This is a genomic window from Flavobacterium glycines, from assembly GCF_900100165.1.
Taxonomy (GTDB): Bacteria; Bacteroidota; Bacteroidia; order Flavobacteriales; family Flavobacteriaceae; genus Flavobacterium; species Flavobacterium glycines.
This window is the reverse complement of the sequence record NZ_FNEO01000010.1, coordinates 54,503-80,001: the sequence shown is the minus strand read 5'-3', so window position 1 is coordinate 80,001 and position 25,499 is coordinate 54,503. Positions and strand designations below refer to the sequence as shown.

Here is a 25,499-nt window from a genome sequence, read left to right as displayed (position 1 = left end):
AGTTGCTAAGAGACTAAGAAACTTTGAGAAAATCTCAGCAACTTAGAAACTTAGTTCCTTAGAACCTTATTTCGTATTTAACTTTCTTAATTTTATTCCCGTTAAGACCTTTTTAGTATACAATGGAAAATCGGCATTTTGAACCCAACTAAAATAACCTGGTTCTTTTTCTAAAACCACATCTACTTTTATCCCTTTGTGTTTTCCAAAAGTAAAAACCTCGTCTCCATCATTATCAAAAGCAATCATCCCCGCAAAATCAGCTATCTTCTTTCTGGTTGTAAACTCCGACAAGAATTTCATATCGTTTTCTAAATCAGGGTAACGCTCTAATTGTGCTTTTAAAATTTCATAAGTAGCCATTGTATCCGCCTCAGCCGAATGCGCATTGTCTAAGCTTTGTCCACAATAAAATTTTAAAGCAGCACTCAAAGTACGCTCCTCTTTTTTATGAAAAATAGTCTGAATATCTACCGAAACTCTGTTTTTCATATCAAAATCCACTCCAGCACGAAGCAATTCTTCTGCCAAAAGCGGAATATCAAATCGATCTGAATTAAATCCGGCCAAATCGCTGTCTTTTATCATATTGTAAACTTGGTTAGCAAGCTCACTAAAAGTAGGTTCATTAGCTACTTTTTCATCGGTAATTCCGTGAACAGCGGTAGTTTGAGGAGGAATTGGAATCGTAGGATTCACCAGCCAGGTTTTGCTTTCTTTATTTCCGTTTGGAAAAACTTTAAATATTGAGATTTCTACAATTCTGTCTTTTCCAATATCAATTCCTGTTGTTTCAAGATCAAAAAAACAGATAGGTCTGTTGAGTTTTAATTCCATTTTTATAATATATAGCTACAAATATATAGTTTTGAGTTTGATTTCTACAATAGTCTAAAAAAGAAAACCCGACAGCTTTTAAAAACTATCGGGTTTGCTAATATAAATTTCGAGACTAAATCGTTCTTGTAACATCAAAATTCTCTAAATACTCCGTCACTCTTTTCACGAACATCCCGCCTAAAGCTCCGTCAATAATACGATGATCATAACCATGAGTTAAAAACATTTTTTGACGAATGCCTATAAAATCACCTTCCGGAGTTTCAATAACCGCGGGAACTTTTCGAATAGCACCCAAGGCCAAAATCCCTACTTCCGGCTGATTCAAAATTGGTGTTCCAAAAACACTTCCAAAAGAACCCACATTCGTTACCGTATACGTTCCCCCTTTAGTTTCATCCGGTTTTAGCTTTCCTAATTTAGCACGATTCCCTAAATCATTTACAGCTTTTGCCATACCCACTAAATTCAGCTGATCGGCATTTTTAATTACCGGAACAATCAAATTACCGTTTGGCAAAGCAGCTGCCATTCCTAAATTGATATTTTTCTTTTTAACAATATAATCACCATCAATTGAAATATTCATACCCGGAAAATCTTTCAATGCTTTGGCAACAGCTTCCATAAAAATAGGAGTAAAAGTCAGCTTTTCACCTTCTCTTTTCTCAAATTCATTTTTATGTTTGTCACGCCATTTTACCATATTGGTAACATCCACTTCTATAAAAGAATAAACATGAGCTGATGTCTGTTGAGAAGAAACCATATAACCCGCAATTAACTTGCGCATTCTGTCCATTTCAACTATTTCGTCTCCACCGCTTATCGAAACCGGAGCAGCCGATTTTGCCGGAACAGCCTCAACAACTTCTTGTACAACTTCAATCTGGGGCTGATTAGTTCTGTTTTTTAAGTATTCTAAAATATCATTCTTAGTCACTCTGCCTTCACTTCCCGTCCCCGGAATTCGTTCTAATTCTTCGATGCCAATTCCTTCGGCAGCAGCAATATTTTTTACTAATGGAGAAAAGAATTTTTCAGAACCACTACTTTTTATACTTTCAGGAACACTTACTGTTTCCTTTGCTATCTCAATCGTTTTTGTTACTTCTTCTATAATTTCCGGTGCTATTGCCTCTTCAATTTCCACCTCTGCATCTTCACCTTCTGTTTCAATGATGGCAATAGTTTGCCCCACCTCAACCAAATCATCTTTTGAGAACAATTGCTCAATCAAAACACCCGAAACTTCACTTGGCACTTCACTATCCACTTTATCGGTAGCAACTTCCAGCACTGCTTCGTCGGCTTCAATTTTATCGCCTACTTGTTTCAACCAATTGGTAATGGTTGCTTCTGCGACACTTTCTCCCATTCTTGGAAGCTTTAATTCGAATCTTGCCATATTGTTAACCTAAAAGATAGTTTTTAATTTCCGCTTGCGAAATTACTAAATTCTTAAAACATAAATTATATTAAATATAGTTTTGCTATATTAATTATAAGAAGCAACTCATTTTCAAAACAATACTCGGCTTATTAATAAAAATCGAATATCAAAAGCTCTCTTTTTTGCCAATTCAACAAAAAAACGAAGCCTCTAACGACACTAAATCTTACAATTATTTAACTTTTTCATTACCTAACAACACTTATTCCTGAACTATTTTTATTTTTTCAACTTCTAAAATAATCATTTTTTTTTAAAAACAGGAAAGCATTTACGGACTGATTCTTAAATTCGAAAAAAGATAAACTTATAAAAATCGTTTACTTTTGAATACTATTAAAAAACGCATTTCTAAATATTGATTACATTGAAAAAAATATTCTTCTTTTTCCTGATACTTTCAATAAACCAAATTCAATCACAAATTTCAGGTTGTACCGATCCGTTATCTAAAAACTACAACCCGCTGGCCACTATCAATGATGGGAGCTGCCTCTATTCTAATATCAAAATCAAACCCGAATCTACCCAAAAACTGAGTGACAGCTTAACAGAAACCTCCGGACTGATTGCTTTAGACAATTTATTATGGACACATAATGATGATACGGATACAACAATTTACGGACTGGATACCAATGGAAAAATTCAAAAGAAAATCAAACTCGAAAAAGTAAGCAACACCGATTGGGAAGAGATTTCACAAGACAGCAGTTACCTCTACATTGGCGATTTTGGGAATAATTATCAGGGTAACCGAACCGATTTGCATATTCTGAGAATTGAAAAAAACTCTTTTTTAGCAAATCAGCCTGTAATTGACACCATCTCTTTTTCTTATTCCGACCAAAAGGACTTTACTGTTCAAAAACCGAATAGCACCAATTTCGACTGTGAAGCTTTTATTGTTTCCAAAGACAGTATTTATTTGTTCAGCAAACAATGGAAATCAAATAAAACCGACATTTACACCTTACCAAAACAAGCCGGAAATCATATTGCTCAATTAAAGCAAACTATTGACACCAAAGGCCTGGTTACAGCCGCAACTTACTTAGAATCTAAAAAACTAATCACACTTTGCGGATATACTAAGTTGGGAAAGCCGTTTTTATATTTATTGTATGATTTTAAAAACCATGATTTTCTGTCAGGAAATAAACGAAGAATTAATCTCCAATTCTCTTTTCATCAAATAGAAGGAATCACAACTACAGATGGTCTTCATTATTATTTAACGAACGAATCCCTGATTCAGAAACCTATTTTAAATGTTCCTCAGCAAATTCATTACTTTGATTTGAGTTCGTTTCTGGATTCCTATCTCCATAAATAATTCGCAAATCGGAATAGAATAGCTTACTTTTGCAAAAAAAATTGCAGCTGTGAATTACTTATCTGTAGAAAACATTTCTAAATCCTTTGGAGAGAGAACACTTTTTGACAACATTTCTTTTGGAATTAACAAAGACCAAAAAATTGCCTTTATAGCCAAAAACGGCTCCGGAAAAACCACTCTTATGAGTATTATTAATGGTTTGGACGAACCTGATACCGGACAAGTTGTTTTGCGAAAAGGAATCAGAATGGCATTCTTATCTCAGGATAATAATTTACAGGACGAGTTAACCATCGAAGAAAGCATCTTTGCTTCAGACAATGAGACTTTAAAAGTCATTGAACAATACGAAAAAGCATTGGAAAATCCGGAAGACGAGGAAGCTTATCAAAAAGCTTTTGACGCTATGGACCGACACAATGCTTGGGATTTCGAAACCCAATACAAACAGATTCTTTTTAAATTAAAGCTGGAAGACTTTAAACTGAAAGTAAAAAATCTTTCAGGAGGACAAAAAAAGCGTCTTTCTTTGGCAATTATTCTAATTAATCGTCCTGATTTATTGATTCTGGACGAACCTACCAATCACCTGGATTTAGAGATGATTGAATGGCTGGAAGCTTATTTTGCTAAGGAAAACATAACCTTATTTATGGTTACGCACGACCGTTTTTTCCTGGAACGTGTTTGTAATGAAATCATAGAATTAGACAACGGAAAACTATACCAATACAAAGGAAATTACTCTTATTATTTAGAGAAAAAAGAAGAGCGAATTACCTCAGAAAACGCAAGCATTGACAAAGCTAAAAACTTATTTGTAAAAGAACTGGAATGGATGCGTCGTCAGCCTAAAGCGAGAACAACCAAATCTAAATCACGTCAGGATGATTTTTATGTAATTAAAGAAAAAGCCCAAAGTCGTCGTAAGGAGAATAAAGTAGAACTGGAAATCAACATGGAACGCATGGGAAGCAAGATTATTGAGCTTCACAAAATTTCGAAAAAATTCAAAGACCGTGTGATTCTGGATAATTTCAGTTTTGATTTCCAACGTGGCGAGCGCATTGGAATCATCGGTAAAAACGGAACCGGAAAATCGACTTTTTTGAACTTATTAACCGGAACTTTACCACTGGATTCAGGAAGAGTTGTAAAAGGCGAAACCATAAAAGTGGGTTATTATACCCAAAGCGGTATCAACCCAAAACCGGGGCAACGTGTTATTGACGTTATCAAAGAATTTGGGGAATACATTCCATTGATGAAAGGAAAAATCATTTCGGCTTCGCAATTATTGGAGCGTTTCCTTTTTGATGCAAAAAAACAATACGATTTTGTAGATAAATTAAGTGGTGGTGAGTTAAAACGTTTGTATTTATGTACCGTTTTGATTCAGAATCCGAACTTTCTGATTCTGGATGAGCCTACAAACGATTTGGATATTGTGACTTTGAATGTATTAGAAAGTTTCCTTCTTGATTATCCGGGATGTTTACTGGTAGTTTCGCACGACCGCTATTTTATGGATAAAATTGTAGATCATTTATTTGTATTCAGAGGACAAGGTGTGATTGAAAACTTCCCCGGAAACTATTCTGATTTCAGGGCTTACGAAGACAGTGCCGATGTTACAATTCAAAAAGAAGAAACAAAAACGGAAAAGAAAGATTGGAAACAAAAAAATCCAACCGGAAACCTAACTTTTAACGAGCAAAAAGAATATCAAAAAATCGAACGCGAAATCAAAGATTTAGAGACAGACAAAGCCAAAATTGAACAACTTTTTTCTGATGGCAAAGTTGCCGACGCCGACATCGAGAAAAAAGCAAAAGAACTGGAAAACATCATTGCTAAAATAGAAACCAAAGAAGAACGCTGGTTTGAACTTTCGGCAAAAATGGAAGGATAAATAATAAATTTCACTATGATAGAAAATATTTTTAATGTTTTAGGAATTCTTTTTTTAGGAACAGGTATATCTTATCTTATTTTAAAATATTTAAGTCAAAAAATTTTTGAAAACTATATTCAAAGAAGATTTGAAAAATATAAAAATCAATTAGAAAAAGAACTTATAACTCATCAAATACTTTTTTCTTCTTTACAAAAAGAAAGAGCAGATGTAACGAAAGAAATTTTCTCATCTATTTTAAAACTAGAAGATAGTACTTACAGATACACTGTGACTTTTAATCAAAATCAATTGGGAGGAGTTAAGCTTGATAATTATACAGTACATATGAATCACTTAGATTCAACTCTTACATCATATACTGAATTAAATAAAAAAATCAATGATAATGAGATTTATTTCTCTGCTGTTTTTATAGATGAATTAAGAAAATTACACAATGTTTATGTAAATACAATTTTAGATTTGGGACGAAAAATAGAAACTAATATTATAAATCTCAACAATGATTCTTTTTTTGAACCTGAATATTTCAAAACCAAAAATGATTTACTTGATCAAAATATAAATCAACTCAAAAACATTCTCTCGACAGAATTCAGAAAATTAATAGGTGTTTAATTTTAAAACAAAATAAAGAACGCTGGTTTGAACTTTCTGCAAAAATGGAAGAATAAAATTCTTTAGCAATCATATACAAAAAAGCTGCATTATTGATTAATGCAGCTTTTTTGTATAATGTCAAATTTTATTTTTTCATTGGTGGCAAATCAAATGCCTTTGGTTCGTGTTCAAAATTATTACGGTGAGAACCATCACAAAAAGGTTTATTAGACGATAATCCACAACGACAAAGCCCTAAAGCTGTTCTTCCTTCTAATCCGTAAACATTTCCATCACAGTCCATAATTTCGAAATCACCTTCAATTTTTATTGAACCATTATTATTGATTATTAACTTTGTCTTACTCATATTATTTTTTTTGAGTTCAAAGATTGCAAAATATATACTGAAAGCTCAAACTATAATCCTGTTTTTAGAATCCTGAAAGCTAATTTATACCGATTATATTTTAATCCGATTGTAATTGTTGGTTAAATAGGAATGTTTATACTTTTTTGTGAGATTATAAAAAGCAATTTTTTTAGATTAGATTTAGATAGTACCTTTGACATAAAAATTAAAAATATGGATATCAAACAAATTTTTGAAAACAACAAAAAGTGGATTGCTAAACAATTACAGGCAGATGAAGCTTATTTTGACAAATTAGGAGCCGGACAAGCACCTGAAATCCTTTATATTGGTTGTTCTGATAGTCGTGTAACTGCCGAAGAGGTTATGGGATTACAACCTGGTGAAGTTTTTGTACACAGAAATATTGCCAATATGGTTCCTAACACCGATTTGAATTCGATGTCTGTTATTAATTATGCAGTAGGAAGTTTAAAGGTAAATCATATTGTAGTTTGTGGACACTATGGTTGTGGAGGAGTTCTTGCTGCTATGCAACAATCTGATTTAGGAATCCTAAATCCTTGGTTGAGAAATATCAGAGACGTGTATAGAATTCACAGAGAAGAATTGGACGCTATCACTGATGAAAATGAAAAATACAAAAGATTAGTTGAATTGAATGTTCAGGAACAATGTATTAATGTAATTAAAACCGCTGAAGTTCAAAAAGCAAATAAAGAAAGAAACTTAAAAGTATACGGTTGGGTTTTTGACATTCATTCAGGTGAATTGATTGACTTGAAAATCGATTTTGATGAAATCTTAAAAGATATCACTAAAATTTACAAAATCGTATAAGCCAATTTTACAGATAAAATAAAAATCCCGTTCCGATTATTTCGGGACGGGATTTTTCAATTTTAAACTTATATTAAACCAAATCAAAACGATCCAAGTTCATCACTTTAGTCCAGGCTGCCACAAAATCGTTGACAAATTTTTCGTTGGAATCAGCACAGGCATAAACCTCAGCAATAGCTCGCAACTCAGAATTGGAACCAAAAATAAGATCCACGCGACTTCCTTTCCATTTTGCTATTCCTGTTTTACGGTTACTACCTTCAAAAACATCCTCAGAGGCAGAAGTTGCTTTCCAGCTAGTGTCTAAATCTAATAAATTCACAAAGAAATCATTGGTCAACATTTCCGGACGATTAGTAAATACCCCGAGTGTAGATTGATCAAAATTAGTATTCAACACACGCATACCGCCTACCAACACCGTCAGTTCAGGAACCGAAAGCGTCATTAATTGGGCTTTATCAACCAATAATTCCTCCGCCGAAATGGTATATTTTGTTTTCAAATAATTACGGAATCCATCAGCAATAGGTTCTAAAACAGCAAAAGATTCCACATCGGTTTGTTCTTGTACCGCATCGTTTCTTCCTGCCGCAAACGGAACAACTATTTTATGCCCTGCCTGAGAAGCCGCTTTTTCAATAGCTGCATTACCTCCTAAAACAATCAAATCGGCAAGTGAAACCTTTTTAGCATCCGTTTGAGCATTATTAAATTCAGCCTGAATGGCTTCTAATTTCGAAATCACCTTGGCTAACTGCGACGGATTATTTACTTCCCAATCTTTTTGTGGCGCTAATCGAATACGTGCTCCATTAGCTCCACCACGTTTGTCTGAACCTCTAAAAGTGGAAGCCGAAGCCCAGGCTGTCGAGACTAACTCCGAAACCGACAATCCTGAATCTAATATTTTTGCTTTAAGCGAAGCAATATCATTACTATCAATTAATTTATGTGTTACTGCCGGAATTGGATCTTGCCAGATCAATTCTTCTTTTGGCACTTCCGGCCCAAGATAACGGGCAATAGGTCCCATATCACGATGAGTCAGTTTATACCAGGCACGTGCAAAAGCATCAGCAAACTTATCCGGGTTTTCATAGAAATCCCTTGAAATCTTCTCATAAATAGGGTCAAATCGCAACGCTAAATCAGCAGTAAGCATCGTTGGCGCATGACTTTTTGATGGATTATGAGCATCCGGAACCGTTCCTGCTCCTGCTCCATTTTTAGGTTTCCATTGGTGTGCTCCGGCAGGACTTTTTGTCAATTCCCATTCAAAACCAAATAAATTTTCAAAATAATTATTACTCCATTTTGTTGGCGAAGTGGTCCAGGCTCCTTCCAAACCGCTGGAAATCGTATCCTCTCCATGACCTTTGCCGAAAGTATTTTTCCATCCTAAACCTTGCTCTTCAATACTTGCTCCTGCTGGTTCAACACCTACGTATTGACCGGGATCAGCAGCTCCGTGGGTTTTTCCAAAAGTATGCCCTCCGGCAACCAAAGCTACTGTTTCCTCATCATTCATTGCCATTCGTCCAAAAGTTTCGCGAATATCTCTTGCCGAAGCCACAGGATCAGGATTACCGTTTGGTCCTTCCGGATTCACATAAATCAACCCCATTTGAACCGCTGCCAAAGGATTTTCTAATTCCCGATCACCTTTATAACGTTTATCATCCAACCATTTTCCCTCAACTCCCCAATAAATATCCTGCTCTGTCTCCCATATATCTTCACGACCTCCGGCAAAACCAAAAGTTTTCAATCCCATTGATTCTAAAGCGCAGTTTCCTGCCAATATCATCAAATCGGCCCATGAGATTTTATTACCGTATTTCTTTTTTATTGGCCACAAAAGCAATCGCGCCTTATCTAAATTCACATTATCAGGCCAACTATTCAATGGAGCAAAACGCTGCGAACCAGAACCTCCACCTCCGCGTCCATCGGCTATACGATAGGTTCCGGCACTATGCCAGGCCATTCGAATAAAAAAAGGTCCGTAATGACCATAATCAGCAGGCCACCAGTCCTGTGAAGTAGTCATCAAATTGTAAATATCTTTTTTAACGGCAGCTAAGTCCAAACTTTTAAAAGCCTCGGCATAGTTAAACCCTGCTCCCATAGGATTTGAAAAATCAGCATGCTGACGCAAAATATTCAATTTTAACTGATTTGGCCACCAGTCATTATTAGTAGTACCAGAACCTGCGCTTTTTTGTTGAGCACCTCCTGAAAATGGGCATTTACCCCCACCATTTGAATTGTTCTTATTTTCCATAATAATTTATTTTTTTATATTTTTTTAAGCCACAATGCTAATTTAAAACAGTTTTTACTATAGAAATAAAATTATCAATAGATAAAAACTATACCCTTATTTAATCATAATCCTCAATTAAATTGAGCTAATTAAATTACTAAAAAAACTTCAAAATAATCATTAACAACTCAAAATCTTATAGTTAAAAAATCTATCTCCCATTTCAATCACTAAATTAGTCTCCAAATATGGTCTTAAATAAAAGTAAAAATCACTTTTCAGGAGAAATTATCATCACTATATCCATCCTGAAATCACCGCTTTTTTTATTATTCAAAAAAGGTAAGTTTAGCATTTTTTTTATATTTTGCATAGGATTCCAAAACCATAAAAATGAAATCGATTAGCCGAATCTTTGACTTTCCATACCATCAACAGGATGAATTCGCTTCTATCCCTGATGCTTTAGCCTCAAAACAAAATGGTGTCTGGGTAAAAATATCTACACAGGAATACATTACACAATCCAATTGTATTTCCAGAGCACTACTGCGATTAGGAATACAAAAAGACGATAAAATTGCCATCATATCTTCTAATAACAGGACTGAATGGCACATAGTAGATATTGGGGTTTTACAAACCGGAGCTCAAACCGTCCCCATCTACCCTACTATTTCTGAACAGGATTACGAATACATTCTGAATCATTGTGAAGCCAGTTATTGTTTCGTTTCTGACGAAGAGCTCTTCAAAAAAATTAACGCTATCAAAAGTAAATTACCGCATCTTAAAGAAATTTACAGTTTCAATGCTATTAGCAATTGCAAAAATTGGAACGAATTATCAGCTCTGGGGGAAGACAATAGCAACCAGGAAGAAGTTGAATCCCGAAAAAACAGTATCAAAACCGAAGATTTAGCCACAATCATTTATACTTCAGGCACAACCGGAAATCCTAAAGGTGTAATGCTTTCACACCAAAATATTGTATCGAATGTTTTAGGTAGTGCTCCCAGAATCCCTTTCAAAGCTGGTGCAAGTCGCGCATTGAGTTTCTTGCCTATTTGTCATATTTTTGAAAGAATGGTTTTGTATTTATACCAATATTATGGTGTATCGATATATTTTGGTGAATCCATTGAAAAAATCGGAGAAAATATCAAAGAAGTACAGCCCACAGTAATTACAGCTGTTCCAAGGTTAATCGAAAAAGTATATGATAAAATTTATGCCAAAGGTGCCGAACTAAGCGGAATCAAAAAAACACTATTCTTCTGGGCTATCAACTTAGGATTGCGTTACGAACCTTATGGAGCCAATGGATTTTGGTATGAATTCCAACTTAAAATTGCCCGAAAACTTATTTTCAGCAAATGGAAAGAAGGTTTGGGTGGTAAACTCGAAGTTATGGTTTCCGGAAGTGCTGCATTGCAAACCCGTTTGTCCCGAATTTTTGCCGCTGCCGAAATTCCCGTTATGGAAGGTTATGGTTTGACCGAAACTTCTCCTGTAATTGCCGTAAACGACATGAGAAATTACGGTTTCCGCATTGGAACTGTTGGTAAAGTTATCGATAATGTAGAAGTAAAAATTGCCGAAGATGGCGAAATTCTGTGCAAAGGTCCAAACGTAATGGTAGGTTATTATAAAAATGAAGCGCTTACCAACGAAGTAATCACTGACGGTTATTTCCATACCGGAGACATTGGTAATCTTGATAAAGATGGATTTCTAAAAATTACCGATCGGAAAAAAGAAATGTTCAAAACTTCCGGCGGAAAATACATTGCCCCTCAATTGATCGAAAACACCATGAAACAATCCCGCTTTATCGAACAAATCATGGTAATAGGCGAAGGTCAAAAAATGCCGGCCGCATTTATCCAGCCTAATTTTGATTTTGTAAAAGAATGGGCTAACAAAAACAAAACCGACATTGGGAAAACAAATCAGGAAATCGTGACCAACGAAAAAGTAATTGCGCGAATCCAACAGGAAATTGACAGTATTAATAGTAAATTTGGACACTGGGAACAAATTAAAAAATTCGAACTCACTCCTACCGTTTGGTCCATTGATGGTGGCGAAATGACGCCCACACTCAAATTAAAACGTAAAAACATACTGGAAAAATATCAGGATTTGTACCAAAAAATATATAGTTTTTAGAACATAAATGATACAAACTAAAAAGCGGCTGTCTTTATGAGATAGCCGCTTTTTTTGTAACTTTATTTATAATTTAATTATTAAAACTAAAAAAACACTATTTTTACACCGAAATGAGTCAATCAGATTATATAAAAGATATTGCAAAATATGGTCTTGAAAATGACCAAGAAAAGCTATTATCTGTACTCAATCAATTAATTGAGCATTCCAAAAACACTAAGAAGTTAAACTTTGCGATTCAATTGCAATCTATATTAAAAGATTCAATACGATTACAAAAACATAATAATTTAACTAAAGTAGGAAGTGACCAATATTTCAATCGATTAGAAGATAAAGAGATTTCAGACTTAATTCTTGAAAAAATAACTTCAGATTATACTTTATCAAATATAGTCATAGAGGACAAAGTGAAGCAAGAACTTGAGTTTTTTATTGAGGAACATCACAGACTTGAGTTACTTCAACAATTTAATTTGCCTGTTTCAAATAAGTTGTTATTACATGGCCCGTCTGGTTGTGGTAAAACATTAGCTTCTTATATTATTGCAGGTGAATTAAAGAAAATGATGATTGTTCTTAATTTAGGAGCTATCGTATCTTCCAAACTTGGTGAAACAAGTAAAAACTTATCTAAGATATTCAAAAAAGCTGCTTTGGAAGATTGTATTATTTTCCTTGATGAATTTGATAGTATAGGTAAGATTAGAGATTATAGCCAAGACCATGGTGAAATGAAACGTGTTGTAAATACTATTTTACAATTATTTGACTATTTACCACAAAATAGTATTGTTGTTGCTGCTACTAATCAAAAAGACATGCTGGATGATGCTTTATTGAGACGATTTGATAATATTATCACTTTTAGTTTGCCCACTGAAAAAGAAATAAAAGAACTCGTTAATCTTACATTAAAAGACGGAAAGTTTGCTTTTAAGAATAAAACTGAAGTAAACAAAATTATTAAGGACTGTAAAGGTTTATCTTACTATAGTATTCAAAAGACGTTGATTAATGCAATCAAAAAATCTCTTTTTGCTTCAATAGGGAATTCTAAAAGTTTAGTCACTTACATTGATACTACAATTTGGAAAAATCTAATATCAATTGAAAAAGATTCATTAAACATCTAATGAATCAATTTCAACTGTAGTATCTGTATCTAAATTACCAATTACCTCGAGATTATTAATAAGCTGTATTTCATCATACAATAATCCTGTTTTATTTTTTGTCGTTTCCTCAATATTAATCACTAAAGAAAAAGGAAAATCACTAGGATAACCAGCCGGTAATCCTCCAATAATTTGGTCAGTAACCAAACAATGAACCGCTAGTTTGAATGCATTCTCTTCATTAATCAAATCACTTACATTAACAATTAATTCTAATTTTTGAGTGTTTGAATACGGAATTGGCTTTGATTTATATCTGCCATTTTGTGACCAAGTTAAAGTTGTTTTTAGCTTAGAATCTACTTCAATATTTGATTTAATGATATCTTCCGCTTCATGATTTTTAAATATAGAAAATGCTATATGAATTGGATTATACGAAAGTTGATTATTTTTTATTGGTAAAAAGCTAAAACAAAGAGTAGCAGTGATTTTAAGAATACGATTTTGTTTTCCCAAATCCATTGTAGTTAAATATTGAGGAAAATGAATTGGATAGACTTTTAAATCATCGTCACTAAGTACATCTTCTAATATTAAAGTTGCTGAATTTTCATTTGAAAAAACACTTTTAAAATTATCTATATAGCCATGACCAGCAACTCTACTTCTTAATTTAGAAACGGACTTATCAAAAGGAACTTTGTTTAAAGAAGCGGAATTTATTATTAAAGCTTTTACTGTTTGTGGATTTAATTCAGGATATTGTTTTTGGATTTTTACTGCCAGATTAGCAATAAGTGGTGTTGCAAAACTAGTCCCTACATCTTTAAATAAACCTTTTTCCGGTCTTGCTGATATTAAATCTATCATCGAATCATCCATATAATCCAAAGAAGTTGGGTTATAGTAACCTAAATCACCTCCGCTTTCAATTACATCCGGTTTGAAATAATTATTATTGGTTTTATTTCTTGAAAAAATTAAACTTAAATCTACATTGCCTTTTCTTGAAAATAAAGTTGGAAATTCTCTTCCATCTGAGATCCCTAAAAATGGGCCATTAGCAATATTATCTGCTGCTGCACCTACTGTGAAATTATTCATACTATCAGCAGGGGTACAAATATTTGTTTTCTCAGAATGAAAATATCCTAAATCATATGAACTATTGTCATTAATTGCATCATTATTATTGGCAGTACAAATGAAAATTAAGCTATCTGTTTCATAAGCAAACTTATCTAATAAAAATGTGTAATCAGAGAAGGTTTCATTTGTTGTTTTGTGTCTATCGTAACAAGTGGTTAATGTAAATATTTTAATTTGTGGGTATTTTACTTTTACATCATAAAGCATTTTTACTAAATCAATTTCAGAAATATAGCTCGTTTCTCCATTTGATATTTTTATTGATAATGCTTTAGCATCCGCGATCACATTTTCATTAAATTGATTAAGATGATTGATTTTACCTAAAGTAGCTAAACCCGCTACTGGTGTGCCATGACCATTTCTTTGAAAATTTGCAGTATCAATAAAGGGATCTCCATTTAGTGTAAAACTTCTATCATTAATTAACAATGGAGCAATAGCGGATGTTGAACTAATACCTGTATCAATAATTCCGATAATTGGCAAATCTTCTTCCGCATTTACAATATTAACTCCTTGTTCACGAGTAACCGTATTGAACTCTCCTGGTCGAACTGTAGTGAAAGCAGAATTGGTAGCACTTTCAATAATATCAAAGTTTTCAACAATTTCTTGAAGTATTTCAGGAGTTGGATTATTTAATTCTAATCTTTCATTTGATTCGTCAAATTTGATTGCTATATTTTTCTCTTGTAAATAAGTAAATAACCTTCCAAGAATATCAGTTTTTAATCCTTCATGCAACGGCAAATTCATTATAGATAAATACACCAAACCTTGCATTTGATCTAAACGGAATTTTAGAATTTCTCTTATTTGTAATAATTCGAATGAAGCTATGTATAGCACATAATTTTCATATTCTAATTCTGTTTGATTTTCCAATTCTTTTTGAATGAATTTATACATTTCATTCATAAATACTTGGAATTTTTCATGGTCTATAATAGCAAATAATCCTTTTTTACCAAAATCGTAAAATGCTACTGCTTCTAAACCAAAATCATTGTAATATTTATTAAAAAAATCACTTATTACAAATTGCCCTTGGAATGTAAATAACACATGGTCTATGTAATGCGGAACATTTAAGGCTTTATTTCTTCTTTCATTTTTTATAGCTACATATTTGTAAAATCTATCTCTGTCTCTACTCAGTGTTTGCGCTACTCTAAAATAGTTTTTTGGCTCTTCATCATCATCTTCATTTTCTTGAGGAAAACCATATTTAAATTTCATTGGAATAACCTTTTCCAATTGTTTTTCTGAAAGTAGTCTTAAATGTTTTCTATTTGGCATAACAACAACAGTAAATATATTAATCTATCAAACATAATCATAATATTACACTTACAATAATTAAAATCTACAATCAACTCATAAAATCGTTAAACAGGAACGTCTTTGGGAGTTGGGATTGCGTGAGGGATGGAAGTGGCATCCTTTTATGGAGCGCAGCAGAATAAAAGATATAACGGACAGCCCGACCTTTTCTCGTCTTTTTTTTTGACGAGAAAAGGACACGCCAAAAAAAAACTACAATTAAACAAATCCGCGATAATCAATACAAGAATCAAAAAATATTAACAAAAAAACAACTGTATTTTATTATGCACGCATACTATTTTTTCTTATATTTGAAATAACAGATATGCTAATATCATAATTTTTAATTCAAAATAAAAAGATTATGATAAAAAATAGATTTTCTTTTTGAGAGAAACTTAATAAGCTTGCCATATGAAAAACAAAACGATAGACTACGTATTAAGAGCGACTTGGCAGGCTATTTCCAGAATGTATAATGAGGAAGCTGTCAAATATGGCGCAACAATGGCAACCGGATTTGCATTATTAAGCATCGACAAAGAAAAAGGAACTCCATCGACTGCTTTGGGGCCTAAAATGGGAATGGAACCCACGAGCCTAACCCGCACCCTGAAATCGATGGAAGAAAAAGGATTAATCATTAAAAAGAAAAATCCCAATGATGGCCGCGGGGTTTTAATTTACTTGACGGATTATGGCAAAGAAAAAAGAGCCTTGTCTAAAAGTACCGTCATTCAGTTTAATGAAAGCATTAAAAAACATATCTCGGATGAAAAATGGGAAAACTTCATTGAAGTTGCCGAAACCATCAACAAATTAATACACGATAAAGAAATATTTAACCAATCTGAAAATACAGAAGATGAAACGCACAATTAAAAAAGTTGCCGTAATTGGTTCAGGAATCATGGGTTCAGGCATTGCTTGTCATTTTGCCAACATCGGTGTGGAAGTCTTACTTTTGGATATTATTCCAAAGGAACTTACCGAAACTGAAAGTAAAAAAGGACTCACTCTGGAAAGTAAAGTGGTTAGAAACCGAATTGTAAATGAACATTTGGCCAATTCATTAAAATCAAAACCTTCTCCTATCTACAGCGCAAAATTCGCCAGCAGAATTTCCACCAGAAATACCACTGATGATATGGCGAAAATTGCTGCCGTGGACTGGATTATCGAAGTGGTGGTAGAACGTTTGGACGTCAAAAAATTAGTTTTCGAACAAATCGATAAATATAGAACTCCGGGAACTTTAGTCACTTCTAACACTTCCGGAATTCCAATTCATTTTATGAGTGAAGGACGAAGCGAAGATTTCCAAAAACATTTTTGCGGAACACACTTTTTTAATCCGGCGCGTTACTTAAAGTTATTCGAAATTATTCCGGGACCAAAAACTTCATCTGAAGTATTGGATTTCCTAAAAAATTACGGAGAACAGTTCTTAGGAAAAACTTCGGTTGTTGCTAAAGATACTCCGGCATTTATCGGAAACAGAATTGGTGTTTTCGGGATTCAGAGTTTGTTTCATTTGGTAAAAGAAATGGGATTAACCATTGAACAAGTTGATAAATTAACAGGACCGGTTATCGGTAGACCTAAATCGGCTACTTTTAGAACTGTCGATGTCGTTGGTTTAGATACTTTGGTACATGTTGCCAATGGAATTTATGAAAATTGTCCAGAAGACGAAGCACATGAACTGTTCCAACTACCGGAATTCATCAAAAAAATGGTTGAAAACAAATGGTTCGGAAGCAAAACCGGACAAGGGTTTTATAAAAAAGTAGACAAAGATATTCTTTCTTTAGATTTGGATACTTTGGAATATCGTCCAGCTAAAAAAACTTCGTTTGCAACTTTAGAACTTACAAAAACCATCGAAAAACCTATTGATCGCTTTAAAGTTTTAATCAAAGGACAAGATAAAGCAGGTGAATTTTACAGAAAAAGCTTCGCCGCTTTATTTGCATATGTTTCGAATAGAATTCCTGAAATCTCAGATGAATTATACAAAATTGACAATGCAATGAAAGCAGGTTTTGGATGGGAAAATGGTCCGTTCGAAATTTGGGATGCTATCGGAGTTGAAAAAGGAATCGAAATGATTAAAGCCGAAGGCTACACTCCTGCTCCATGGGTAAATGAGATGCTGGCTTCGGGAAGCAGCAGTTTTTACACGATAAAAGAAGGAGCTACTTATTTTTATGACATTTCGAAAAAATCACAAGAAAAAGTTCCCGGACAAGATGCTTTTATTATTCTGAATAATATTCGCGAAAGCAAAAAAGTTTGGAGCAATAGCGGCGCTATCATCGAAGATTTAGGCGACGGAATTTTAAATATCGAATTCAAATCGAAAATGAATACCATTGGTGGCGATGTTTTACAAGCCATCAACAAAGGAATTGATTTAGCGGAAAAAGAATATTCAGGATTAGTTATTGGAAATCAAGCGGCTAATTTTTCAGTTGGTGCCAATATCGGAATGATATTCATGATGGCTGTCGAACAGGAATATGACGAACTGAATATGGCTATCAAATTATTCCAAGACACCATGATGCGTGTGCGCTACTCTTCAATTCCGGTAGTCGTTGCACCACACGGAATGACTTTTGGAGGTGGATGTGAAATGAGTTTGCATGCCGATAAAGTGGTTGCCGCCGCAGAAACCTATATGGGATTGGTGGAATTTGGCGTTGGCGTGATTCCTGGTGGAGGTGGTTCAAAAGAAATGACTTTGCGTGCGGCTGATTTATTCCGTAAAAATGATGTAGAACTAAACACCTTACAGGAATATTTCTTAACCATTGCGATGGCTAAAGTTTCAACTTCAGGTTATGAAGCTTTTGATACGGGTTTATTACAGCACGGAAAAGACATTATTGTGGTGAACAAAGATCGCCAAATTGCCGAAGCCAAAAAGCACGCTTTGTTAATGGCTGAAGCCGGCTACACTCAACCTATCAGACGTAACGATATTAAAGTATTAGGAAAACAAGCTTTGGGGATGTTCTTAGTAGGAACCGATCAAATGGTAGCCGGAAGTTACATCTCTGAACACGATAAAAAAATAGCCAATAAACTGGCTTATGTAATGGCCGGAGGTGATTTATCCGAACCGACATTGGTATCTGAACAATATTTATTGGATTTAGAAAGAGAAGCTTTCTTATCGCTTTGTACCGAAAGAAAAACATTGGAACGAATTCAATATATGTTAAAAGCGGGGAAACCTTTGAGAAATTAGTCTAAAAAAGAATAAAGAGAATAGAACATAGAAAATAGATTTAACCGAACAGTCTTTTCTCTATATTCTATATTCTTTCATCTAAAAATATGAAAATATGAAAACAGCCTATATAGTAAAAGCATACCGAACAGCAGTGGGAAAAGCACCTAAAGGACTGTTCCGATTTAAAAGACCGGATGAATTGGCAGCAGAAACCATTCAACACATGATGAATGAACTGCCTGATTTTGACAAAAAACGCATTGATGATGTTATGGTAGGAAATGCCATGCCGGAAGCAGAACAAGGCTTGAATTTTGGACGCTTAATCTCGTTAATGGGATTAGAAATCAATGATGTCCCGGGAGTAACAGTCAATCGTTATTGCGCCTCGGGACTGGAAACTATCGGTATGGCAACTGCCCGCATCCAATCAGGAATGGCGGATTGTATAATTGCCGGTGGTGCCGAAAGTATGAGTTTTATTCCAATGGGCGGCTACAAACCCACACCCGATTATGCTCTTGCCAAAGCAGGACATGAAGATTATTACTGGGGAATGGGACTAACAGCCGAAGCTGTAGCGAAACAGTTTAATATTTCCAGAGAAGATCAGGATTTATTTGCTTATAATTCGCATCAAAAGGCATTAAAGGCACAAGCTGAAGGCAAATTTGACTCACAAATTGTTCCTATTACTGTTGAACAAACTTTTATTAATGCAAAAGGTAAAAAAGAAACCACATCTTACACTGTCAATAAAGACGAAGGTCCGAGAGCGGATACATCTCTGGAAGCATTAGCTAAATTAAGACCTGTTTTTGCCGCCGACGGAAGCGTTACTGCCGGAACCTCATCGCAAATGAGTGATGGTGCAGCCTTTGTTTTAATTATGAGCGAAGAATTGGTCAAAGAATTAAACTTAACACCCATAGCTAGATTAGTCAATTATGCATCAGCAGGAGTTGAACCAAGAATCATGGGAATTGGCCCTGTAAAAGCCATTCCAAAAGCATTAAAACAAGCCGGATTACAATTAAAAGACATCGATTTGATTGAATTAAACGAAGCTTTTGCATCCCAATCCTTAGCCGTAATCAGAGAATTAGGTTTGAATCCTGATATTGTAAATGTAAACGGAGGAGCCATTGCCTTAGGACATCCTCTTGGATGTACAGGAGCAAAATTGTCTGTTCAGCTATTCAACGAAATGAAACGCCGTGGCAATAAATACGGAATGGTAACCATGTGTGTGGGAACAGGACAGGGAGCTGCGGGGATTTTTGAGTTGCTTTAAAAAGAAAATGGAATAGAGAGAATAGAAAATAGACGAAATAATCATGACAAGACATAATTATAAGAATTTAAAAATATGGCAATTAGGCATTCAAATTGCAAATGATATTTCAGATGTTTTATTGGAGTTTCCAAAGCATGAAAGATATGATTTAAGTTCACAAATAAGCAGATGTTCTATTTCTGTACCAAGTAATATTGCCGAAGGCTCTGCCGGGACAGATAAATCTTTTAGTCACTTTATTGATATTTCGTTAGGTTCTTCTTTTGAATTGAATACGCAACTAATAATCGCAAAACACCGAAAATACATTAACGATACAACTTTTAACCTACTAGAAACTAAAATAGAAGAATTTCAACGAATGACAATGTCATTTCAAAATAACCTCAAGTAGGTCTATTTTCTATTCTCTCTGTTCTATTTTCTGATTAAAAAATAAAAACCATGGACAACAAAACAAGAGGAGGACAATTCCTCGTAAAAGAGACAAAATGCGAAGATATTTTTATTCCGGAAGATTTCTCTGAAGAACAAAAAATGATGCGCGATATGGTCAAAGAATTCGTTGATAAAGAACTTTGGCCAAACAAGGATCGTTTTGAAAAAAGAGACTTTGGGTTCACCGTTGAATGTATGCACAAAGCAGCCGAACTGGGGCTTTTGAGCGTTTCTGTTCCCGAGGCTTACGGTGGAATGGGAATGGGATTTGTGGATACCGTTTTGGTTTGTGATTATATTTCGGGAGCTACAGGTTCGTTTTCGAGTGCTTTTGGTGCGCACACCGGAATTGGAACATTACCAATCACGTTGTACGGTACAGAAGAACAGAAACAAAAATACGTTCCGAAACTGGCTTCTGGCGAATGGTTTGGTGCTTACTGTCTGACCGAACCCGGCGCAGGAAGTGATGCAAATTCCGGAAAAACGAAAGCTGTTTTGTCCGAAGACGGCACACATTACAAAATTACAGGACAAAAAATGTGGATCACCAATGCCGGATTTTGCTCCCTTTTTATAGTTTTTGCCCGAATTGAAGATGATAAAAATATCACCGGTTTTATCGTAGAAAACAATCCAGAAAATGGAATTTCTACCAATGAAGAAGAACACAAACTAGGAATTCGTGCTTCGTCAACAAGACAGGTATTTTTTAATGAAACAAAAGTTCCTGTAGAAAATATGCTTTCTGAAAGAGGAAATGGTTTTAAAATTGCCATGAACGCGTTGAATGTTGGCCGAATCAAATTGGCTGCAGCCTGTTTAGATTCGCAACGAAGAATCATTTCGGGTGCTGCCAAATATTCGAATGAAAGAATCCAGTTTAATGTTCCTATTTCTAAGTTTGGCGCCATCAGATACAAACTGGCAGAAATGGCTACCAGCTGTTATGCCGGAGAAAGTGCGGTTTACAGAGCTGCCAAAAGTATTGAAGAACGAATTGCTATTCGAGAAAGCGAAGGCGCTCCGCATCAGGAAGCCGAATTAAAAGGTGTAGAGGAATTTGCCATCGAATGTGCTATTCTAAAAGTTGCCGTTTCCGAAGACATTCAAAATTGCTCCGACGAAGGAATTCAGATATTTGGAGGAATGGGATTCTCCGAAGATACTCCGATGGAAAGTGCCTGGCGTGATGCAAGAATTACCCGAATCTATGAAGGAACTAACGAAATCAACCGCATGCTTTCGGTAGGAATGTTAATCAAAAAAGCCATGAAAGGTCATGTGGATTTATTAGGTCCGGCATCTAAAGTACAAGAAGATTTAATGAGCATCCCATCATTTGACACTCCGGATTATTCGGAATTGTTTGCTGAAGAAAAAGAAATGATCAGCAAATTGAAAAAAGCTTTTTTAATGGTTGCCGGTGGAGCCGTTCAAAAATATGGCCCTGATTTAGATGAACACCAACAATTACTAATTGCTTCGGCTGATATTTTAATCGAAATCTATATGGCTGAATCTACTATTTTAAGAACTGAAAAATTAGCTAAAAAAGTAGGAGAAGCAAATATCAAAGAGCAAATCGCTATAGCTAAATTGTATTTATACAAAGCAGTGGATATTGTAACTCAAAAAGGAAAAGAAAGCATTATTTCTTTTGCCGAAGGCGATGAACAACGCATGATGTTAATGGGATTGAGACGTTACACTAAATACACCAATATGCCTAATATTGTTGAAATAAGAAGAACTATTAGTGCCAAAATTATTGCCGAAAACAAATATTGTTTCTAATCGATTCTCTTTGAAACCGAGCAAAAAAACGTCCCGTCCCTATAGTATCGGGACGGGACGTTTTTATTTTATATCATTCCTTTTTATCTTCTTTAATGGGCATTATTTCTCCGAAATAAGTTATTGGAGCACGATTATTACTATTAATAGTCAAAATACCACTACCATCAAATGAAACCAGTAGTGTCAAATCAAAAAAATCATTTTGCCCCTTAACCGAAACCTTAATTTGATATTCTTTATTACTAAGTTTGGTATTGTATTTTTCAGGTTTACCTTCAAATTTTAAACCCGTATCACTGGTATAGCCTAATCCACTATACCCCCTTCCAAAAAACGGCATATCACTTTTTATAAAATCAGGTTTAAACTTTACAAAATTAGGATTCAAAGTTAAATCAATCATTCTAAAAGATTGTGAATTAGAATTGCGAGCTACAAATTGAAATTCTCTGGAATCAATCAGCTTTTCTACTTCTTTTTGCTTTTGTATTTTTTGTTCAGCTTTGATTTGTCTTCTCGTTTTTTCTTGTGAAAATCCGATTGAAACAGTAAAACAAAGTAAGAACAGAATAAGCATTTTACTTTTTTTCATAATTTTTATTTTTTAATTATATAATTAATCACTGACAAACAACAACTTAAATCAAAATAAAGATAGTACAAATGGATTTAATTAAATACTCTAATCAGAACTAATTCCTCTTTTGAAATCACAAAAATTGTTCCTATTTTAGATAAAAAGATAAGCATATGAAATGAGCATGACTAAAAATTGATTACAAGCACCAATAGTGTGATATGCGAATTACATATGACCAATAAAAACCAATAAATATCAACATATGAAAATACTAGGAATAGGATCCCGAATTACACATCCTGAATACGGAAAAGGAGTAATTACTAACGTTTCATCAACCGAATACTGGGTTACTTTTATTGACAACGGATTGGAAACAATCCCTTTGGACGACAGTTTCGAAATTATTGAAGCCGCCGAAAACGAAGTGGATACAGTAAGTTTCTCAGAAGTAGAAACAACTTTACGCAATCTTCTGAAAAAATGGTCGGATGTTTCCGAAATTGTTCCAATTGGAGACAAATGGAAAGGCGGAAAATTGATTTTGGAACCAGGTCAGGCAGGTTTGGCTTCGAAAGAAATTCCGATTGACACTTTTTTTCATAAAATAGTGATGGTGAGAGACCGACTGCGCGTAATGGAGCAAAAAGTTAATTCGAGTAATCTGGAAGAAATTGAAAAAATAGAATTACAACAATATATCACTAGAATATACGGCAGTTTAACTTCTTTCAATATTCTATTCAAATCGCCAACGAACCATTTTGTAGGAGAAAAATCAAAATAGAATGTTATTTTACTTTGATTTTCGTTGCTTTTTATAGTATTTTTATAGTTTAAAACCTATTCTACAAAATCATGAAAAATATTATTCTTCTCACACTAGGCTTAACAACAATTTTTATTGGGTGTAAACCGCAAAATAAATCAGCTGATACTAAAAAATTAAATATTGCATTTGAAGCAAAAAGTAACAGCAGTGTTTCAGGAACAGCTACTTTTATAGAAAAAAACGGAAAAGTAACTTTTGAGGCAAAATTATCAGGTTTAAAACCGGGAATTCATGCCATTCACATCCATGAAAAATCAGATTGCTCTGCTCCTGATGGAAGTTCGGCAGGCGGACATTGGAACCCAACTTTTAAAAAACATGGCAAATGGGGAGTTGGAGAATACCATAAAGGGGACATTGGCAATTTTACTGCTGATGAAAAAGGAAACGGTTCTATTAAATTAACTACCGACGAATGGTGTATCGGTTGTGGTGATCAGACTAAAGACATTTTAGGAAAAGGCTTAATCGTTCATGACGGAACAGACGATTTCACGTCTCAACCCGCAGGAAATGCGGGAGCAAGAGTAGCTTGTACAGCAATTATAAAATAGGAAACAGTATTTCGTTATTATTTGAAACCATCTTAAATTTAACAAAATTGAGATGGTTTTTTCATTTTTATATAACATCGAAACTAGAAAATAACATAGCTTTGTAGCTTCAAAACAAGACTATGATTAACCCTTCTGCATCTGGTTGGATTGATAAATTTTTTATCAAGCAGGAATTCACGAAACAGCATGTTTTCATGGATGCTGATTTATTTTATAAAAAAACCAGAGCTACTGGTTTTATCTATGGTCATATTATTTCGTTTGAAACACCATCATTTGTTGATACCAAAGGCTGGGTTCAAAATGAAACCCCTAAAGTTGCCTTATTAAACACCTTGTATAACATTTATGGATTAACCACTCAGGAAGTGGATCCGAATGCTTTTATCAAAAAATGTCTCGATTTTTATGATGACATGCATCCGCAGGGGTTTAATTTGTTTAAGAAAGTATTGCCAAACGGTGCTCCATCATTAAACTTAGAGAAAATCATTGATGAGCGCGTTCAAACCAATGTGGATATTATCAATAAAAACTTCTCCCATATTGTTACTAACGCCCTGCTTTTCATAGATATTTTAGCTTTTAGACAGTATCTAATCAATGGAAAAATTCCGGAGAAGTACCTAAAAAAGATTGAAGAAGCAGTAATTAGCGTGGTTACTTTAGCCTTAAAAATCAAAACTAATAAATCTAATTATGACGATTTATTAATCAAACTCTTTGAAGCTTCTGTACGCTACAGCAAATTTTCTAAAATTAACATTCAAAATATTGACGAACTCAAATTAGACTATTTTAATTCTGATTTAGAAAAATACTACCTGCTTGATATGGCTGGTATGGCATTATGGAGTGATGGAGAAATTGAAAACGAAGAAATTTATTTTCTACATAAGCTAGCCGAAAATCTTAAAATACCGGCTGATTTTGTATCAGAAAGCATCAAAAATACGGATACTTTTATAACTAAATACCAAAAGGAAATCCCCTATTTTAATTATTCCAATCCTGTAAAACATTTTTACGATCAAACTACGCAAAGTGTTTTTACATTAATGACGCGTAATAAAAACCGACTCATCAAGGAAATCATTCAAAGTAAGGAATTAATGATTTTATTGGCACATTCCACCAGAAGAGATTTGGACGAAAAAGAAAAAAAGAAAGTAAAAAAACAGTTATTGGATATTTGTAAAACAATACCTTCTCTGACTATCTTTTTACTTCCGGGTGGAAGTTTATTACTTCCCATTCTGATTAAATTTATCCCTACTCTGCTTCCATCAGCATTCAATGAAAACTTAGATAATGAATAAAAAAAAATAGGCTGTTATTTATACAG

At 34.2% G+C, this 25,499-nt stretch carries 20 protein-coding genes; 14 read left to right on the top strand and 6 right to left on the bottom strand.

Annotated features, from left to right (window positions below; translation table 11 throughout):
- Window positions 1-66: 66 nt before the first annotated feature.
- Together BLR17_RS15745 and BLR17_RS15740 are read right to left on the bottom strand one after the other, a co-directional pair.
- Window positions 67-837 carry a 3'-5' exonuclease gene (locus tag BLR17_RS15745; RefSeq protein ID WP_066324625.1) on the bottom strand — a complete coding sequence of 257 codons (771 nt, stop codon included), beginning with the start codon at window positions 835-837 and terminating at the stop codon, window positions 67-69.
- Between the two features lie 115 nt (window positions 838-952).
- Complete coding sequence (locus BLR17_RS15740; RefSeq protein WP_066324624.1) at window positions 953-2,248, bottom strand: dihydrolipoamide acetyltransferase family protein; 1,296 nt, start codon at window positions 2,246-2,248, stop codon at window positions 953-955.
- Window positions 2,249-2,660: 412 nt separating this feature from the next.
- On the opposite strand from BLR17_RS15740, the gene BLR17_RS15735 reads away from it, so the two are divergent.
- Genes BLR17_RS15735 through BLR17_RS15725 form a run of 3 tightly spaced genes read left to right on the top strand, consistent with a single transcriptional unit; the run spans window position 2,661 to window position 6,168 of the window.
- Window positions 2,661-3,629, top strand: coding sequence for a T9SS C-terminal target domain-containing protein (locus tag BLR17_RS15735; protein ID WP_245683154.1), 969 nt, complete (start codon window positions 2,661-2,663; stop codon window positions 3,627-3,629).
- A 49-nt stretch (window positions 3,630-3,678) separates the two neighbouring features.
- Window positions 3,679-5,544: an ABC-F family ATP-binding cassette domain-containing protein gene (locus BLR17_RS15730; protein WP_066324622.1), complete on the top strand. Its 1,866-nt coding sequence runs from the start codon at window positions 3,679-3,681 to the stop codon at window positions 5,542-5,544.
- A gap of 15 nt (window positions 5,545-5,559) precedes the next feature.
- The gene (locus BLR17_RS15725) at window positions 5,560-6,168 is read left to right on the top strand and encodes a hypothetical protein (RefSeq protein WP_066324620.1); all 609 of its coding nucleotides are present in this window, start codon (window positions 5,560-5,562) and stop codon (window positions 6,166-6,168) included.
- 127 nt (window positions 6,169-6,295) lie between these two features.
- Here BLR17_RS15725 and BLR17_RS15720 read toward each other — a convergent pair whose 3' ends face one another.
- Window positions 6,296-6,520 carry a CDGSH iron-sulfur domain-containing protein gene (locus BLR17_RS15720; protein WP_066324618.1) on the bottom strand — a complete coding sequence of 75 codons (225 nt, stop codon included), beginning with the start codon at window positions 6,518-6,520 and terminating at the stop codon, window positions 6,296-6,298.
- A gap of 216 nt (window positions 6,521-6,736) precedes the next feature.
- Here BLR17_RS15720 and BLR17_RS15715 point away from each other — a divergent pair, with 216 nt between their 5' ends.
- Window positions 6,737-7,363, top strand: a complete 627-nt coding sequence (locus BLR17_RS15715) for a carbonic anhydrase (protein ID WP_066324681.1) — start codon at window positions 6,737-6,739, stop codon at window positions 7,361-7,363.
- 73 nt (window positions 7,364-7,436) lie between these two features.
- Here the strand turns inward: BLR17_RS15715 and katG are convergent, their stop codons facing one another.
- Entirely contained in the window at window positions 7,437-9,653 is a 2,217-nt protein-coding gene (katG, locus tag BLR17_RS15710; RefSeq protein ID WP_066324615.1) for a catalase/peroxidase HPI, read from the bottom strand.
- 375 nt (window positions 9,654-10,028) lie between these two features.
- On the opposite strand from katG, the gene BLR17_RS15705 reads away from it, so the two are divergent.
- Together BLR17_RS15705 and BLR17_RS15700 are read left to right on the top strand one after the other, a co-directional pair.
- Window positions 10,029-11,807 (top strand): AMP-dependent synthetase/ligase, encoded by a 1,779-nt coding sequence (locus BLR17_RS15705; protein ID WP_066324613.1) that lies wholly within the window; start codon window positions 10,029-10,031, stop codon window positions 11,805-11,807.
- 113 nt (window positions 11,808-11,920) lie between these two features.
- Window positions 11,921-12,946, top strand: a complete 1,026-nt coding sequence (locus BLR17_RS15700) for an AAA family ATPase (protein ID WP_066324606.1) — start codon at window positions 11,921-11,923, stop codon at window positions 12,944-12,946.
- Here the strand turns inward: BLR17_RS15700 and BLR17_RS15695 are convergent.
- On the bottom strand, window positions 12,935-15,382 hold the full coding sequence (locus tag BLR17_RS15695; RefSeq protein WP_066324604.1) for a S8 family serine peptidase: 2,448 nt from the start codon (window positions 15,380-15,382) through the stop codon (window positions 12,935-12,937). The genes BLR17_RS15700 and BLR17_RS15695 overlap by 12 nt on opposite strands.
- A 441-nt stretch (window positions 15,383-15,823) precedes the next feature.
- Here BLR17_RS15695 and BLR17_RS15690 point away from each other — a divergent pair, with 441 nt between their 5' ends.
- The 5 genes from BLR17_RS15690 to BLR17_RS15670 all read left to right on the top strand — a co-directional run bounded on the left by BLR17_RS15690 (window position 15,824) and on the right by BLR17_RS15670 (window position 22,182).
- Window positions 15,824-16,291: a MarR family winged helix-turn-helix transcriptional regulator gene (locus BLR17_RS15690; protein ID WP_066324598.1), complete on the top strand. Its 468-nt coding sequence runs from the start codon at window positions 15,824-15,826 to the stop codon at window positions 16,289-16,291.
- Window positions 16,275-18,665: a 3-hydroxyacyl-CoA dehydrogenase/enoyl-CoA hydratase family protein gene (locus BLR17_RS15685; RefSeq protein WP_066324596.1), complete on the top strand. Its 2,391-nt coding sequence runs from the start codon at window positions 16,275-16,277 to the stop codon at window positions 18,663-18,665. The genes BLR17_RS15690 and BLR17_RS15685 overlap by 17 nt, the downstream gene beginning before the upstream one ends.
- 97 nt (window positions 18,666-18,762) lie before the next feature.
- On the top strand, window positions 18,763-19,944 hold the full coding sequence (locus tag BLR17_RS15680; protein WP_066324593.1) for an acetyl-CoA C-acyltransferase: 1,182 nt from the start codon (window positions 18,763-18,765) through the stop codon (window positions 19,942-19,944).
- A 43-nt stretch (window positions 19,945-19,987) separates the two neighbouring features.
- Complete coding sequence (locus BLR17_RS15675; protein WP_066324591.1) at window positions 19,988-20,341, top strand: four helix bundle protein; 354 nt, start codon at window positions 19,988-19,990, stop codon at window positions 20,339-20,341.
- 50 nt (window positions 20,342-20,391) lie between these two features.
- Window positions 20,392-22,182 carry an acyl-CoA dehydrogenase family protein gene (locus BLR17_RS15670; RefSeq protein ID WP_066324589.1) on the top strand — a complete coding sequence of 597 codons (1,791 nt, stop codon included), beginning with the start codon at window positions 20,392-20,394 and terminating at the stop codon, window positions 22,180-22,182.
- 73 nt (window positions 22,183-22,255) lie between these two features.
- Here the strand turns inward: BLR17_RS15670 and BLR17_RS15665 are convergent, their stop codons facing one another.
- A complete protein-coding gene (locus tag BLR17_RS15665; RefSeq protein WP_066324588.1) occupies window positions 22,256-22,777 on the bottom strand; it encodes a DUF4251 domain-containing protein in 522 nt (173 codons plus the stop codon).
- Window positions 22,778-23,027: 250 nt separating this feature from the next.
- Here BLR17_RS15665 and BLR17_RS15660 point away from each other — a divergent pair, with 250 nt between their 5' ends.
- The 3 genes from BLR17_RS15660 to BLR17_RS15650 all read left to right on the top strand — a co-directional run bounded on the left by BLR17_RS15660 (window position 23,028) and on the right by BLR17_RS15650 (window position 25,473).
- Complete coding sequence (locus BLR17_RS15660) at window positions 23,028-23,552, top strand: hypothetical protein (RefSeq protein ID WP_066324586.1); 525 nt, start codon at window positions 23,028-23,030, stop codon at window positions 23,550-23,552.
- A gap of 71 nt (window positions 23,553-23,623) precedes the next feature.
- Window positions 23,624-24,151 (top strand): superoxide dismutase family protein, encoded by a 528-nt coding sequence (locus tag BLR17_RS15655; protein WP_066324581.1) that lies wholly within the window; start codon window positions 23,624-23,626, stop codon window positions 24,149-24,151.
- 122 nt (window positions 24,152-24,273) lie between these two features.
- Entirely contained in the window at window positions 24,274-25,473 is a 1,200-nt protein-coding gene (locus tag BLR17_RS15650) for an LETM1-related biofilm-associated protein (protein WP_066324574.1), read from the top strand.
- Window positions 25,474-25,499: the final 26 nt, after the last annotated feature.